Genomic DNA, 13877 nt, shown 5'->3' on the forward strand with positions numbered 1-13877 from the left:
ACTCGCATGCTGAACGTTCTGGCCCTTCAGGAGCTCGACGAGGAGATCGTCGTCGACGCCCCGATCAGCACCATCAGCCTGGCCGGCTGCCACTGAGCCGCGACAGCGCGCTCGGCCCACGCACGGCCCGATCGGAGAGGAGGTGACTCGCATGCTGAACGTTCTGGCCCTTCAGGAGCTCGACGAGGAGATCGTCGTCGACGCCCCGATCAGCACCATCAGCCTCGCCGGCTGCCACTGACCCGTGGCCGCGTCGAGGAGGGTTCCGTTCATCGCTCATGGAGGAGGGAGGTGACTCGCATGCTGAACATCCTGGCGCTTCAGGAGCTCGACGAGGAGATCGTCGTCGACGCCCCGATCAGCACCCTCAGCTACTTCTCGTGTAGCTGACCCGGCGCAACACCCGCTCGAAAGATGTGAGTCCGGGGAGGCCGCGATGTGGGCGGCCTCCCCGGCTCCTTCCAGCTTATTGCTCCCGTGGAGGACAGCAAACGTGTCCGCGCCTTCCCGTTCCCTCGCCGACTCGACGAGCATGCGCCGACTGTTCGTCGCCGAGGTCAGGACCTACCCCGGCAGAGTGGCGGGCGCGGCGCTGGCCTGCGCGGCGACCTCCGCCGGACTCGGGGCCGCCGTGCTGCTGTTCGTCGGAGCGAGCCTTCCGGACCATCCGGAGAACTCGGTGGCGGAGGCCGCCGCGCAGGACGCGCGGAACCTGTTGTCGCTCCTGATGTCGCTGCTGCTGATGTGCGCGGTGATGGTGATCGGCTCCACCGTCTCGCTCTGGACCGGTCAGCGCCTCTCCCAGTTCGCGGTGCTGCGCGCCCTCGGAGTCACCGCGGGCCGGCTGCGCGGCCTCGTCGCCTTCGACGTGGCGCGGCTCGGTCTGGTCTCGGCGGCTCTCGGCGCCGCGGTGGGGATGGTTCCGCTGGCACGGCTGGGGCACCGGGTGCTCCTGGACCGGCAGTTGTTCCCCGCCGGAACGCCGCTGCCCTCCCCGGGGCAGACCTGGGCGACGGCGGTGGCCGTCTGTCTCGCCACGGCGGGGGTCGGTGTGCTCGCCGCCCTGGCGAGCGTGCTGGCCGCGGGCCGGGTCGGCCCCGGAGCCCTGCTCCGGGACGCGGAGCTGTCCATGGCCTCCACGAGGAGCGTCGGGCGCCTGGTGACCGGCCTGGTGCTGCTCGTGACGATGTGCGCTCCCCTGGTGTTCGTCATGGCGTTCATGGACCTGCCCGCGACCATGCGCGCCGCGATGGCTCCCGGGGTCGCGCTGATGGTGATCCCCGCGCTGGCCGTCCTCGCGCCCTGGATCGTGCCCCCTCTCATCCGCCCGACGGCCGCCGTGATCCGTCTCCTCGACCGTCGCGTCGGACGCGTCGCGGCGGCGGGACTACGGGCGACGCCCGCCCGCGCCACGGCCATGGCGGTGCCGGTCCTCCTGTCCGTCGGCATCGCCGTGTCCCTGCTCGGCGCCGGGGCCACCATGGGGCAGGCGGTGCAGCGGCAGGCCGAACAAGGGCTGCGCGCCGACGCGGTCGTCACCGCGGAGCCCGGCACCCGCCTCCCCGCGACGGCACCCGCTTGGTCCGCGGGGAGCGCGACCGCGCTGGTGGCGACGGAGGTCACCGCCCCGCCCACGTGGTACGACGACCGGCCGGTGGCCAGCGGCGCCTGGGGCGCCGACGGAGGCCCGCTGTCCGAGGTGCTGGACCTCGATGTGCGGGAAGGCCGTATGTCCGCCGTGGGCCGGGGAACCTTCGCGGCGGGTGCCATGCAGGCCGACGGACACCACTGGCGCCTGGGCCAGAAGGTGAGGCTGGCCCTGGCGGACGGCTCCCGGCAGACCTTGACCCTGGTGGCCGTCTACGAACGGGACCTCGCCTTCCCCGAGTTCGTCATCCCGCGGTCGACCGCCCTGCGGCACACGCCGTCCGCGTACGCCGACCGGATCCTGCTCACCGGGCCGGCGGGCGACTGGCCCCGTGTGCGGGGCCGGCAGGTCGCCTCCCGCACCGCCTACCTGGACGACCTCGCCCCGCGCAACGCGGCCGACGACCTGGCCTCACGGCTGATCGTGGCCGTCGTCGCGGGTTACGCGCTGCTGGCCGCCGCCAACACCAGCTCCCTCGCCCAGCGCGACCGGCGGGCACAACGGGCGTACCTGCGGGCCATCGGCCTCGGCCGTTTCCAGCTGCTGCGCTGCGTGCTGTACGAGGCCGCGGGCGCCACGGTCGTCGGCGTGGCGCTGGCCGCCGTCACCGCCGCCGCGTGTCTGGTCCCGCTGGCGGTGGTGCTCGGCACCGGCACCCTCCCGGCCGTCGACGTCCCCTGGACCGTCGGCGTACTGGCCGCCTCGGTCCTGGCGGTCGCCCTGCCCTCCGCCTGCACGGCGCACCCCATGTCCGACGCCCGGAAACAGTTCGCGAGGAGAGCGGCATGAGAGCGCGGCGAACGGCACCGAACACAGGCGGGAACCGGAGCCTCGGCCGGCGGTTCTGGCTGCTGTTCCTCGGCGAGTCGGCCTCCGCCGTGGGCACCGCCGCCTCGGTCGTCGCGCTCCCGCTGGTCTCCTTCCAGCACAGCGGGGACGTCCGGCAGGCCGGGTTCATCGGTACCGCGATGTCCCTGGGGATCGTCCTGGCCCGGCTGCCCGCCGGTGTTCTCGCCGACCGCTACGAGCGCCGCACCCTGCTGCTCGCCTGCAACACCGCGGGCGCCCTGGTCCTCGGCCTGCTCGCCGTGCTGGAGAGCTCGGACGCCACGCCGCTCGCCGTGCTGGTGCTCGCCGCGTTCCTGCTCGGCACGGTGGGCAGCACCCTGGCACCCGCGGAGAACGTCGCCGTACGCAACTTCGTCGCCGCCGACCTGCTGCCCCGTGCCCTCGCGCTGATCCAGAGCCGCGCGGCCGTCGCGATGATCGCCGGGCCGCTCGTCGGCGGCGTCCTGCTCAGGGTCGACGCCGCCTGGGTGTTCGCCGCCGACGCCGCGACGTATCTGCTGGCCGCAGGATGCGCGACCTTGCTCCCGTCCGGCGCGGGGCCCACGGCCGAGGCGAACCAGGCACCCCTGAAGGCCACCGCCGAAGGGCTGCGCTTCCTGTGGCGCTCCCCCTTCCTGCGGTACGGGGCACTCAACGCGACCGTGCTCAACCTGGTCTTCAACGGCCTCCTCATCGTCGTCATCGCGAACGCCGAGGGCTCCGGGGCGGGCGAACTGGGCGTCGGCGTGCAGACGGCCTCCCTGGGCGCGGGCGCGTTGGCGGGCTCACTCGTCGCCGCCCCCGTGGCGCGGCGGCTGCCGCCGGCTCCCGGAATCGCGGGTTCCACCGCGGTGATCGCCGTCGCGCTGCTGGGCTTCGCCACCGTCCACAGCACCTGGGGAGCCGCCCTGTCGCTCGCGGTCGCCACGGCGGCGGGCCCGGTGATCACGGTGGTCATCTCTGCCACCCAGGTACGCATCACCCCGCCGAGGCTCCAAGGACGCGTGTACAGCGGCAGCGGCTTTCTCGCCCAGGCCGTCGCCCCGCTCGGCCCTCTGCTGGCGGCGTCCTGCTCCCACGCCTTCGGCCTGACCGCGACGGTGACCGGAGCCGCCGTCGTCGTGCTCGTGCTCGCCCTGGTCGGTGGTCTCGTGGCGGCACGTCATGCCCGGGTGACCGACGGGCCCGGGGACGTCGAGCCCGCGCTCACGGAGGCGCGTCGTGGCTGACCCCTACCGCTGGCTGGAGGACGAGGACTCCGCGCGTACGCGTGCGTGGCTGTCCGGGCAACGCGCCCTGTCGGACAGCCATGCCGACCGGCACCGTACCGACACGGCGGCGTGGGAGCGCTCGCTCGCGGAGATCGGGACGGCCGCCGCCGGCCGTCCGCTCGGCCCGAACGCCGAAGCCGGAGGCTCGCTGTTCACCCACGAACTGACCCCCCAGGAAGGGCAGTCGTTGAGCGTGGTGGGGGCGGACGGCCACAGCCGGGTGCTCCTCCGCGTCGGCCATCAGGCGTCGGTGGGCCGCCTGGCCGGATGGTGCGCCGCCCCCCGAGGACAGGCGATCGTGGCCCAACTCCACCACGACGGACGGGAGAACGGCGGCCTGCACCTGATCCCCGTCACCCCGGCCCCGGCCCCGGCCTCGGATCCCGCCGCTGACAGCGCCCCTGATGCGGCCCCTGACCACGTCCCTGATCCGGCACCTGACCCCGTCCCTGCGGCCCCTGATGCGGCTTCGGCTCAGGGGACTCGGCACATCGAGGACGCCGCACCGCACACCGCCGTCGCCTTCACCGACTCCCTGCTGCTGTACAGCGCCGGTACCCGGACCGAACACGTCCTGCGCGCCCATCGACTGGCGGACGGCACCACCCGCACACTGCCGAGCCCGGTGCCCGGCCCCGTACGGCTGTCCCCGTACACCGGTCCCGGTGGCCATCTGCTGCTGCGGACCCGGACACCCGACGGCGCCCCCGCCCGCTGGTGGTACACGGACCGGCACGGTCACGGCACGCCCCACTGGCAGCCCCTCCCCCTGGACGGCCTGGGGATCAGCGCGTTCGCGCTGGGAACGGACGCCCTGTACGTCGCCGTGCGCGGGCAGGGCATCCGCGTACTGGACCTGGCCGCCGTCGCCCGAGAGCCGGCGACACCTCTCCGCCCGGCCCCTCTCCGCCTTCTGCCCGACGAGCCGGGAGGCAGCATCAAGGCGCTGCGGGTTCTCGACGCCGGGCCGCTGCCCCGACTGGCGGTCCTGCGCCAGTCCGGGACCACACGCCGACTCGACATCCTGCCCACCGCCGGGGACGGGACCGGGCGGGAACCGGAGGCACACGGATTCCGCTGGCACGCGCGCCTGCGTCTCGGCCCGGCCGCGTACGACCGCGACGGGCGCCTCGCCGGCGCCGTCTGGCTGCTCGCCGACGACCCCCGCCACGGCGCACTGAGCCACCGCGCCACCGGGCACACGCCGGCCCCCGCCGTCGCCCGCCGCTCCTCGCTGCGCACCCGTACCGCCACCAGCCGCGACGGAACCACCGTGCCCGTCACCCTGTGCGACCCCGCGCCGGGAACCGCGGGCCGCCCCAGACCCACCCTCGTCACGGTCTACGGAGGCTTCGGCGTTCCCCTCGAACCGTCCTGGGACCCGGTCTTCGCGGCGTGGCTCGCAGCCGGCGGGCGGATCGCGTGGGTGCACACCCGCGGTGGCGGCGAGTTCGGTCCCGAGTGGGCGTCGGCCGGCCGCGGGCCGGGCAAGTCCGCCGTCGTGGACGACCTGTGCGCGGCATCCCGCCTGCTCCTCGCGGAGGGCGAGGCCCGCCTGGGCCAACTGGCCGGCCTGGCCGCCAGCAACGGCGGCCTGGTCCTGGCCGCGGCGATGGCACGTGCCCCGGACCTCTTCTCCGTGGTGACCTGCGCCGCTCCCCTGACCGACATGGCGCGTTACGCCGAGGGCGGCGGCCTCGGGGGGCTCTGGCGCGAGGAGTACGGAGACCCGGCCGACCCCGACGCCCTCCGGTCGCTCCTGTCCTACTCCCCGTACCACCACGTACGGCACGGTGTCCGCTACCCGGCCACGCTCCTCGTCACCGGAGGCAACGACGCCCGTGTCCGCCCCTGGCACGCCTGGAAGCTCTGCGCCGCCCTGCAGGAGGCCACCGCCTCCGACGCCCCCGTCCTCCTGGACCACCAGGACGACACCGGGCACTACGGCCGGGCGGGGGACGACGCGCGCACGCTGGGTGCCCGCGTCCTGTACCTGCTCGCCACCCGTACCGGCCTGAGCGCCCCCGGGGCCCTACGCCCCTCATCACCTGAATCACCCTTGAGGAGCCCCGGATGACCTCGGCCTCGTACCCGCATCACCTGGTCCAGCAGCCGCACACGCCGCCTCCGGCCGCCTCCGCCGTGGACCTCACCAAGGTGTACGGCACCGGAGCCCGCCGGGTCGTCGCCCTCGACCGCGTCTCCGTCTCCTTCGCACGGGGGCAGTTCACCGCGATCATGGGTCCGTCCGGATCCGGGAAGTCCACCTTGATGCAATGCCTGGCGGGCCTGGACTCGCCCACCTCCGGATCGGCCCGGATCGGTGCGATGGAACTGTCCCGGCTCTCGGACCGCCGGTCGACCCTGCTGCGCCGCGACCGGATCGGATTCATCTTCCAGGCGTTCCATCTCCTGCCCACTCTGACCGTGGCGGAGAACATCACCCTTCCCCTGGGGATCGCGGGCCGACGCCCCGACCCGCGGTGGCTGGACCAGGTCGTCACCGCGCTCGGCCTGTCGGACCGGCTCACCCACCGACCGGGGGAGCTCTCCGGCGGCCAGCAGCAGCGGGTCGCCTGTGCCCGGGCGCTCGCCGGCCGACCGGAGATCGTCTTCGCCGACGAGCCGACCGGCAACCTCGACACCCGTGCGGGAGCCGAAGTCCTGTCCCTGCTGAGCCGGTTGGTCCATCACATGGGCCAGACCATCGTGATGGTCACCCACGACCCCGCTGCCGCGGCCTACGCGGACCGGGTCGTCTTCCTCGCCGACGGCCACGTGGTCGACGACCTCTGGCAGCCGGACACGGGCCGGCTCCTGGAACGCATGAAGCGATTCGACGGCCCGCCCGGCCACCAGCCCCATGGCACCTGAGACCGGGGCGGCGCGGGGTGCGGATGCTCAGACGTCCGGGTATCCGCTCAAGGTTCCGGTCAGGCGGGGTACGCATGGGTCTGGGCGGCCTTGACCGTGGCCCAGACTTCGGCGCCGGGGTGGAGGTCGAGTTCCGCCGCGGCGACCGTCGTCAGATCGGCGGCCAGTGGCAGTTCGCCCGTGAGGGCGGTGCGGATCTGGTCACCGTGGGTTTCGAGGCCGGTGACCTCGCAGCGCCAGAGGTTGCGGGCGCTGGAGCCGGCGGGCCGGTCGCGGTGGAGGGTGACCGCGCCGGGCGGGAAGGCGACGAAGACGGGGCCGGTCATGTCTTCGGTGGTGGTGATCGCGGGGCCGTCGGTGATGTGCACCGTGTGCCCCTCCGCCTCGCCCCGGTAGAGGTTGAGGCCGACCAGGTGGGCGATGTAGTCCGTACGCGGGCGGCGGGCGATGTCGGCGGGGGTGCCCTCCTGGACGACGTGCCCGTCCTCGACGACGACGAGACGGTCGGCCAGCACCATCGCGTCCAGCGGGTCGTGTGTGACGAGTACGGCGACGGCCTCGAAGTCGGCCAGGTGGCGGCGGAGTTGGGCGCGGATGTCGAGACGGGTGCGGGCGTCGAGGGCGGCGAGTGGTTCGTCGAGAAGGAGCAGCCGGGGGTGGGTGGCCAGGGCGCGGGCCAGGGCGACGCGCTGCGCCTGCCCGCCGGAGAGCCGCCGGGGTTTGCTTCCGGCGTGCCCGGCGAGCCCCATCCGCTCCAGCCAGGCGGCGGCCCGGGCGCGGGCCTCGGCCTTGGTCGCGCCCTGGCAGCGGGGCCCGAAGGCCACGTTGTCGAGCGCGGAGAGGTGAGGGAAGAGGAGATAGTCCTGGAAGACGACCCCGACCGGCCGCGCCTCCGGGGGCGTACGGTCCAGCTCCACGCCGTCCAGACGGAGCCGGCCACCGCCCGCCAGGGGGACGAGACCGGCGAGCGCGCGCAACGCCGTCGTCTTCCCCGCGCCGTTGGGGCCGAGGAGGGCGACCACGTCGCCGGGTGCGGCGGTGAGTGCCACGTCGAGCCGGAACGCGGGACCTCGTTCGACGACCAGCCGGGCGTCGAGCCCCTCACCGTTCCCGTTGGGGGCGGTGACGGCGGTCTTGGCGATGTCGGTCATGAGGCGGTCATCCAGCGGTCACGCAGTCCCGCCAGCACCGCGATCGACACCGCGAGCAGGACCAGGCTGAGGGCGATCGCCGCCTCCGGGTCGTTCTGGAGGGCGAGGTAGACGGCGAGGGGCATGGTCTGGGTACGGCCGGGGAAGTTGCCGGCGAAGGTGATGGTGGCGCCGAACTCGCCGAGCGCGCGGGCCCACGCCAGCACGGCACCCGCCGCGACGCCGGGCGCGATCAGCGGCAGCGTCACGCGGCGGAACGCCGTGAAACGGGACGCCCCCAGTGTCGCCGCGGCCTCCTCGTACCGGGGGTCGGCGGCCCGCAACGTGCCCTCCACGCTGATGACCAGGAACGGCATGGCCACGAACGCCTCCGCGACCACGACCCCGGCCGTCGTGAACGGCAGCGTCACCCCGAACCAGTCGTCGAGCCACCGGCCCACGACGCCGTTCCGGCCGAGCGCCATCAGCAGCGCCACACCGCCGACCACCGGCGGCAGCACGAGGGGGAGGGTGACGAGGGCCCGTACGAGACCGCGTCCGGGGAACTCGACCCTGGCCAGCAGCCACGCCAAGGGCACCCCGATCACCAGGCTGACCACGGTGGCCGCCGTCGCGCACACCAGCGACAGCTGGAGCGCCTGCCAGACCTCGGTACTGGTGAGCAGGTCGGGCATGCTCCGCCAGGGTGCCCGGACGAGCAGGGCGACGAGGGGGAGGACGAGGAAGGCGAGGCCGATCAGCGCGGGCAGGAGGAGGGGCAGCGGTGCGCCTCCGTGACGCCTGCGGAGGCGGCCGTGACCGGGGACGCGGCGGCGCCGCGGGCCCCCGTTCAGGGTGTCCGCGGCGCCGGTCTCGTCCGGGGACGGAGAGGAGGGGGAGGTCACGGCTGGAGGAATCCTGCCTCGGTGAGCACCTTCTGGCCGTCGGCGGACCGCACCAGCTCGATGAACGCCTTGGCGGTCTCGGTGTTCTCGGACTCCTTGAGAAGGGTGATGGGGTAGTCGTTGACTGCGTCGGCGGACTCGGGGAACTCCACGCCCTCCACCTTGTCACCCGCGGCCTTCACATCGGTCTTGTAGACGACCGCCGCGTCGGCTTCCTTCAACACCACCTTGTTGAGCGCGGACTTCACGTCCTCCTCGTACGAGACGGGCGTGAGCTTCAGCCTGCTCGCGTCGATCGCCTTCTGCGCGGCGGCACCGCAGGGGACCGCCTCGTCGCAGAGCACGACCTTCAGGTCGGAGTTCGTGAGGTCCTTCAGGGAGGAGATCCTGTCCGGGTTGCCGGGCAGGGTGGCGATCTCCAGCTGGTTGCGGACGAAGGTCTCCGGGGTGCCGGAGGCGTCGCCGGCCTCGGTCACGATCGCCATCGTCCTGGGGCTGGCGGAGGCGAAGACGTCCGCCGGGGCGCCGCCGGTGATGCTCGCCGCGAGCGCGTCGCTGCCGCCGAAGCTGAACGTCACCTTCGTACCCGGGTGCTCCTTCTCGAACTGCTCGCCCAGCGTCGTGAAGCTCTCCTTGAGCGAGGCGGCGGCGAAGACGGTCACCTCACCGGACAGCTTGTCCGAGCCCGAGCCCGAGGCGTCCGCCTTCGCGGAGGCGTCGTCGTCGGACGAACCGCCGCAGGCGCTGAGGGCCAGCAGAGCGGCGGTGCTCGCGCCGACCACCTGCAGGGTCCTACGGGTCCGACGGGTCCGACGGGTCCGACGTACGGAACGGGTCATCACGGGTCCACTCCCTCTGGTCCTGAACGGACCCGGCCACGGTCTTCCTCAGCCGACTCACGGCTGACGGCCCCGAGAGGATCCGGCGGCCCGACTCCTCGCGTTCGGCGGTGGGTCTCCCGCCGTCGACCAGACGCCTCACGGCGTCGTCGCTGACACCGAGCCAGGCAGCCGCGGCACCGATCCGGTAGGCGCGCATGCATCGATCATACTTCCGCAGATGCCAGGTGAAAATCTACTGTCACATGGCATGAGCTGCACTCTGCGTCCACTGGCATGGTATGTGCGTTTGTACGGGAAGGGTGTTCGGGTACGGTCAGGGGGCGGCCGTCGGGTTCGGGTCGGGTGTCGTGGACGCGGAGCGAGCCGCAGATCACGAGACGACGCCATTTCGGTTCGTGTGATCTTGCGGCAGTCTGCGCTCTTACGGCGGCTCTCCGCCCGCTGTCACGCCGACGGCAGCCGCAGGGCGAGGAGGGCCACGTCGTCGGTGCTCCCGGGCGGCATACGGGCAAGCAGCTGGTCGCACAGCGTGTCCAGGGGAGTGTGGACGAGCCCCAGGGCGTGGCGGCGCAGGCGGGTCAGGCCGGTGTCGAGGTCACTGCCGGGGATCTCGATCAGGCCGTCGGTGTAGAGCAGCAGCGTGGAACCCGGCGGCAGGGGTTCCGTGGCGTTCGGCCGGCTGCCGCTGTCGCCCAGGCGGGCGCCGAGGAGCAGTCCCTGCCCGGCTTCGAGGTACCGCGCGTGTCCGCCGGGGGTGAGGAGGAGCGGCGGCGGGTGCCCGGCGCTGGTCCACCGCAGGGTCCACGGGCCGTCGTGCGGATGGCCTTCGACCCGGGCGAGGACGAGGGTGGCCATGGGGACGGTGGTTATCGCGGGCATGGCGTCGTCGAGGCGGTCGACGACGCTGCCCGGCGGCCCTACGTGGTCCCAGGCCAGGGAGCGCAGGATGCCGTGCAGTTGGGACATCCCGGCCGCCGCGGTCAGGTCGTGGCCCACGACGTCGCCGATGACCAGCGCGAGCGTGCCGTCCTTCAGTTCGAACGCGTCGTACCAGTCACCGCCGACCTGGGACCCGACGGGGGCGGGCTGGTAGCGGGCGGCCAGCCGTAGCCGGCCGGGCCGGGGCAGCGGGGCGAGCAGGTTGCGCTGCATGGCCTCGGCGACGGCACGCTGGCGGCCGTACCGTCGCGCGTTGTCGACGACCCGACCGACCCTGCGGCCGATGTCGCTCACCACCTCCAGGTCGGCGGCGTCGAAGGGGTGTGCGGGGTCGGTGCGGATCAGCGTCAGCGCACCGGTGATCTGCCGTCCGGAGCCCAGCGGCACCGTCACGGCGGATGTCGCGCCCACCGTCCGCAGGAGGTCGCCGTGGTGGGCGGCCAGGGGGGAGCCGGACGGCAGGGCCGCTCCCACCCCGTCCCACAGCACGGGATCACCGCCGTTCAGCACCTGGACGAGGGGCGACGGGTCCGCCTCCCCCGCTTCGGGGAGGGGCTCGCGCGCGCCCTCCAGCGCCGTTTCGCGGCCCGCGGGGCCTGTCACCGCGACGCGGTGCACCTGCCCGGAACCGGTCCGGAGGTCCACCGCGGTCCAGTCGGCGAGGCGGGGCACCAGCAGGCGGCCCAGCCGCGCGAGGGCCTCGTCGGCGTCCAGGGTCTGGCCCAGTACGTCGGTGATGTCCGCGACCAGCGTCAGCCGCTCGGTGAGGTCCTCCAGGGCACTCGTGTAGGCGGCCCGCTCCGCCCGTTCCGCCCGCTCCCGGCGCGTACCGTGGCCGCCCGTGGCGTCGGTGAACAGCACGGCCATGCCCGTGAAGGAGCCGGAGTCCGTCAAGGGAGAGGCGGACCAGGCGATGGTGACCAGACGCCCGTCACCGCACAGGTAACTGTCGCCGTCCCCGCCCGCGGCAGCCCTCTCGGCCAGCGCCCGGAGCAGCGGGCAGCGCTCGCGGATCAGAGCACCGCCGCCCGCGTCCCGGTGCAGCAGTTCGTGCGCGTCCCTTCCGCGCATCGCTTCGGCGGCACGGCCCAGCAGCCGCTCGGCGGCCGGGTTGACAGCGAGGATCCGTGCGGCCGGATCGACCACCATCACAGCGGTGCTCAGCTGCTCGACCACCTGCCGCCAGAGGTCCGGCTCGGCCGCCGGCCGCGACCGCCCCTCGTCCCCCGCACCGGGTACCGCACCCTCGACCATGCCGTCCTCCCGCCATGACGGCCTCGCACCGCGTACCGCGGGCACGTCGGGAACCACATACAGGGCAGGGAACCGACCCACCGATGACCCAGGGTTCCCCCGCTACCGATGGTCCCCCGACGGACACCCGCGCGCACGCCCGGCAAGACGTTTCGTCGCCCTGCGCCCGAGTGCTCGCCCCCGGCCTGCCCGAGTGCTCGCCCCGGCACGGCATGACGCCGGTCCACGGTGTCGGCCTCGGCCCCGGCGTCAGCGGACGGGACGCCGCCTGGTGCGCAGGGACACCCGCACCGTGAAGAAGATCAGGGTCGCGGCGAAGACCACGATGCCGATGGCCAGGAGAAAGCCGAGGCCCTCCGCCGTCACACCGATGACTCCCAGTACGACGGCCACAAGGAGCAGCAGAAGGAAGAGCGCCATCACCGCGGACCATCTCCTCCGTGCCGGACGCGCGCGGTCACCGGCGTGCGAGCTGACGTTCGCCGGCTGCCCCCGGCCGGTACGTCATGCCGTAGTGCTGGAAGATCTCCTTCTCCTGCTCGGCCGGCAGGACGTCGTCCGTACCGATCGACGGGGCCTTCCGCACCTGTCCCTTGGTGTAGGAGACCCGGACGTAGTCCGGTCCGAGGACCGCGTCGTCGAGGGGGACGAAGACCAGCCGGTGGCGGGTGGGCAGCCCGGTCCGGACGGTGGCCATGGCCGGTTCGTCGGTAGCGGTGTCGACGTAGACCGCTTCGAGCATGCCGATCCTGCGCTGCTTCTCGTCGACCACGTCCTGGTTGCGCCACTCGCGGATGTCGGCTGGACGGATCATGGCCTGCTCCCTGTCTGCACGCTGTGCCGGGTGGTACGGACGAGTACCCCGGCTCCCGTGTCCCAAGGCTGGTTTCGCGCGGTCAGTCGCGGTTCTCCTCCGCGGCCTCCATGCGCCGTATCCCCTGATGCGTCAGCACGACCGTCGCAGGCACCTCTCCATGGGCCCAGCGGACCGTGACGAGCCCTTCGCCCACCAGGTAGGTGCAGGCCGCGGCCAGATCGTGCTCGGGGATCTCCAACTCGTCGCGCAGCCTTGCCCCGGAGACATCGGGAAGGCCACTGCCTTCCATGTCCTCGTACAGGGTCTTCATGATCGCTTCGCGGTGGGTTTTCCGCTGGTGCAGTGTTGCCATGGTCGCCGCCACTCGTCCTGGGCTCCCGGACCGGCTCTCCGTCGTCACTCTACTCCGGGCCGTACACAGGTACCTGCCCACGGCCAGCGGTTCGTCGGCGACATGCTCCACGTGGGCTCACGCCACTCCCCGAAGAGGCGTTGCAAGCCGCTCCGGACGCCGCCCCGAGTGCCGCCGGTGGCTGCCGACAACGGTCAGCGGGAGGAGCCCACGGGCTGGAGTCTCCGTCGCCCGGGGTCCGGGGGGTCGTTCGCGGAGTACGCTCGAAGACACCGAGGATACTTCGCACACCGGCTTTCAGGCTCGTGTTGTTTTCGGCGATCGAATACGCCGGGCCGGTCGTGATCGGCCCGGGGCAGGGTCCGCGTCATGACCGTGACCATTTCCCACCCGCCGACAGCCGAAGCCGCTGACCGTTCCTCCTCACCCTCGCCCTCGCCCTCGTCGCTCCGTCTGTCGTTGGCTCCTGCCGGTCCCGCGCCGGCTCTGCTGGACGGCGCGTGGTGGCCTCGTTCCCGCGATCTCGGGGTGGAACTCGCCTCCCTGACGGCCGTGTTGGACCCGCTGTGGGGGCGGATCACCCGGGTGACGGTGAATCCCGTCCACTGGCCGGTCGTTCCGCGCAAGGTGCCCGTCGCGGGGCACGTGGTGAAGGTGGGCTGGTTCCGGTCCGAGCAGGACCCGCACGAACTGCTGCTGCTCTCCTACCATGTGGGCCGCTGGAATCTCCTGGTGATCCCACCGCAGACGTCCCCCGCATCGGCCGCCCGGCTGATGGCCGCCGCGAGCGACCCCCTGGGCACGTCGTCCGGGAGCCGGTTGATGGAGCGGGAGGCGCGTCTGCCGGCGGTGGCGGAGACCGACTTGGCCGGGGAGGCGGTCTGGGACTCCGAAGGGGGACATGACGGGGGACATGAGGCCGGCGATCAGGCCGTACGGTCACGGATCCCGCCCACGACCCTGGTGCCGGCCGCCACGACCGCGGCGATGCCGCACCGGCCGACGGGAAGGTGAGAA

16 protein-coding genes are annotated in these 13877 nt (G+C 73.1%); 8 read left to right on the forward strand and 8 right to left on the reverse strand.

Annotation, left to right across the window (positions count from 1 at the left end):
• Positions 1–6: 6 nt before the first annotated feature.
• The 7 genes from ACZ6BB_RS19130 to ACZ6BB_RS19160 all read left to right on the forward strand — a co-directional run bounded on the left by ACZ6BB_RS19130 (position 7) and on the right by ACZ6BB_RS19160 (position 6621).
• Positions 7–96, forward strand: coding sequence for a class III lanthipeptide (locus ACZ6BB_RS19130; RefSeq protein WP_199845602.1), 90 nt, complete (start codon positions 7–9; stop codon positions 94–96).
• Positions 97–151: 55 nt separating this feature from the next.
• Positions 152–241, forward strand: a complete 90-nt coding sequence (locus ACZ6BB_RS19135) for a class III lanthipeptide (protein WP_199845602.1) — start codon at positions 152–154, stop codon at positions 239–241.
• A 59-nt stretch (positions 242–300) separates the two neighbouring features.
• The gene (locus ACZ6BB_RS19140; protein ID WP_471616342.1) at positions 301–390 is read left to right on the forward strand and encodes a class III lanthipeptide; all 90 of its coding nucleotides are present in this window, start codon (positions 301–303) and stop codon (positions 388–390) included.
• A 103-nt stretch (positions 391–493) separates the two neighbouring features.
• Complete coding sequence (locus tag ACZ6BB_RS19145) at positions 494–2437, forward strand: FtsX-like permease family protein (RefSeq protein WP_471616343.1); 1944 nt, start codon at positions 494–496, stop codon at positions 2435–2437.
• Positions 2434–3705, forward strand: a complete 1272-nt coding sequence (locus ACZ6BB_RS19150) for an MFS transporter (RefSeq protein ID WP_471616344.1) — start codon at positions 2434–2436, stop codon at positions 3703–3705. The genes ACZ6BB_RS19145 and ACZ6BB_RS19150 overlap by 4 nt, the downstream gene beginning before the upstream one ends.
• Positions 3698–5824: a prolyl oligopeptidase family serine peptidase gene (locus ACZ6BB_RS19155; protein WP_471616345.1), complete on the forward strand. Its 2127-nt coding sequence runs from the start codon at positions 3698–3700 to the stop codon at positions 5822–5824. Before ACZ6BB_RS19150 ends, ACZ6BB_RS19155 begins: the two co-directional genes overlap by 8 nt.
• Positions 5821–6621, forward strand: a complete 801-nt coding sequence (locus ACZ6BB_RS19160) for an ABC transporter ATP-binding protein (RefSeq protein WP_471616346.1) — start codon at positions 5821–5823, stop codon at positions 6619–6621. The genes ACZ6BB_RS19155 and ACZ6BB_RS19160 overlap by 4 nt, the downstream gene beginning before the upstream one ends.
• Before the next feature lie 59 nt (positions 6622–6680).
• On the opposite strand, the gene ACZ6BB_RS19165 is transcribed toward ACZ6BB_RS19160, so the two are convergent.
• From ACZ6BB_RS19165 to ACZ6BB_RS19200, 8 genes are all read right to left on the reverse strand, one after another.
• Positions 6681–7772 (reverse strand): ABC transporter ATP-binding protein, encoded by a 1092-nt coding sequence (locus tag ACZ6BB_RS19165; RefSeq protein ID WP_471616347.1) that lies wholly within the window; start codon positions 7770–7772, stop codon positions 6681–6683.
• Positions 7769–8656, reverse strand: coding sequence for a molybdate ABC transporter permease subunit (modB, locus tag ACZ6BB_RS19170; protein WP_471616348.1), 888 nt, complete (start codon positions 8654–8656; stop codon positions 7769–7771). Before modB ends, ACZ6BB_RS19165 begins: the two co-directional genes overlap by 4 nt.
• Positions 8653–9495, reverse strand: a complete 843-nt coding sequence (gene modA, locus ACZ6BB_RS19175; protein WP_471616349.1) for a molybdate ABC transporter substrate-binding protein — start codon at positions 9493–9495, stop codon at positions 8653–8655. The genes modB and modA overlap by 4 nt, the downstream gene beginning before the upstream one ends.
• Positions 9449–9694 carry a MerR family transcriptional regulator gene (locus tag ACZ6BB_RS19180; protein ID WP_471616350.1) on the reverse strand — a complete coding sequence of 82 codons (246 nt, stop codon included), beginning with the start codon at positions 9692–9694 and terminating at the stop codon, positions 9449–9451. Before ACZ6BB_RS19180 ends, modA begins: the two co-directional genes overlap by 47 nt.
• Before the next feature lie 248 nt (positions 9695–9942).
• On the reverse strand, positions 9943–11691 hold the full coding sequence (locus ACZ6BB_RS19185) for a PP2C family protein-serine/threonine phosphatase (protein WP_471616351.1): 1749 nt from the start codon (positions 11689–11691) through the stop codon (positions 9943–9945).
• Between the two features lie 249 nt (positions 11692–11940).
• A complete protein-coding gene (locus ACZ6BB_RS19190) occupies positions 11941–12111 on the reverse strand; it encodes a hypothetical protein (RefSeq protein WP_471616352.1) in 171 nt (56 codons plus the stop codon).
• 37 nt (positions 12112–12148) lie between these two features.
• Positions 12149–12505, reverse strand: a complete 357-nt coding sequence (locus tag ACZ6BB_RS19195; RefSeq protein WP_471616353.1) for a PRC-barrel domain-containing protein — start codon at positions 12503–12505, stop codon at positions 12149–12151.
• 82 nt (positions 12506–12587) lie between these two features.
• Entirely contained in the window at positions 12588–12860 is a 273-nt protein-coding gene (locus tag ACZ6BB_RS19200; protein ID WP_471616354.1) for a hypothetical protein, read from the reverse strand.
• Between the two features lie 369 nt (positions 12861–13229).
• Here ACZ6BB_RS19200 and ACZ6BB_RS19205 point away from each other — a divergent pair, with 369 nt between their 5' ends.
• The gene (locus ACZ6BB_RS19205; RefSeq protein ID WP_471616355.1) at positions 13230–13874 is read left to right on the forward strand and encodes a DUF5994 family protein; all 645 of its coding nucleotides are present in this window, start codon (positions 13230–13232) and stop codon (positions 13872–13874) included.
• The last annotated feature ends 3 nt before the right edge of the window (positions 13875–13877 follow it).

This window comes from Streptomyces sp. NPDC041108, assembly GCF_055592645.1.

What these genes read in the sequence shown, in the direction of transcription:
- ACZ6BB_RS19190 (WP_471616352.1), bottom strand. Translation starts at nt 12,111, where the DNA reads ATGGCGCTCTTCCTTCTGCTGCTCCTTGTGGCCGTCGTACTGGGAGTC.
- ACZ6BB_RS19205 (WP_471616355.1), top strand. Translation starts at nt 13,230, where the DNA reads ATGACCGTGACCATTTCCCACCCGCCGACAGCCGAAGCCGCTGACCGT.
- ACZ6BB_RS19130 (WP_199845602.1), top strand. Translation starts at nt 7, where the DNA reads ATGCTGAACGTTCTGGCCCTTCAGGAGCTCGACGAGGAGATCGTCGTC.
- ACZ6BB_RS19135 (WP_199845602.1), top strand. Translation starts at nt 152, where the DNA reads ATGCTGAACGTTCTGGCCCTTCAGGAGCTCGACGAGGAGATCGTCGTC.
- ACZ6BB_RS19140 (WP_471616342.1), top strand. Translation starts at nt 301, where the DNA reads ATGCTGAACATCCTGGCGCTTCAGGAGCTCGACGAGGAGATCGTCGTC.
- modA (WP_471616349.1), bottom strand. Translation starts at nt 9,495, where the DNA reads ATGACCCGTTCCGTACGTCGGACCCGTCGGACCCGTCGGACCCGTAGG.
- ACZ6BB_RS19185 (WP_471616351.1), bottom strand. Translation starts at nt 11,691, where the DNA reads ATGGTCGAGGGTGCGGTACCCGGTGCGGGGGACGAGGGGCGGTCGCGG.
- ACZ6BB_RS19160 (WP_471616346.1), top strand. Translation starts at nt 5,821, where the DNA reads ATGACCTCGGCCTCGTACCCGCATCACCTGGTCCAGCAGCCGCACACG.
- ACZ6BB_RS19200 (WP_471616354.1), bottom strand. Translation starts at nt 12,860, where the DNA reads ATGGCAACACTGCACCAGCGGAAAACCCACCGCGAAGCGATCATGAAG.
- ACZ6BB_RS19180 (WP_471616350.1), bottom strand. Translation starts at nt 9,694, where the DNA reads ATGCGCGCCTACCGGATCGGTGCCGCGGCTGCCTGGCTCGGTGTCAGC.
- ACZ6BB_RS19150 (WP_471616344.1), top strand. Translation starts at nt 2,434, where the DNA reads ATGAGAGCGCGGCGAACGGCACCGAACACAGGCGGGAACCGGAGCCTC.
- ACZ6BB_RS19195 (WP_471616353.1), bottom strand. Translation starts at nt 12,505, where the DNA reads ATGATCCGTCCAGCCGACATCCGCGAGTGGCGCAACCAGGACGTGGTC.
- ACZ6BB_RS19165 (WP_471616347.1), bottom strand. Translation starts at nt 7,772, where the DNA reads ATGACCGACATCGCCAAGACCGCCGTCACCGCCCCCAACGGGAACGGT.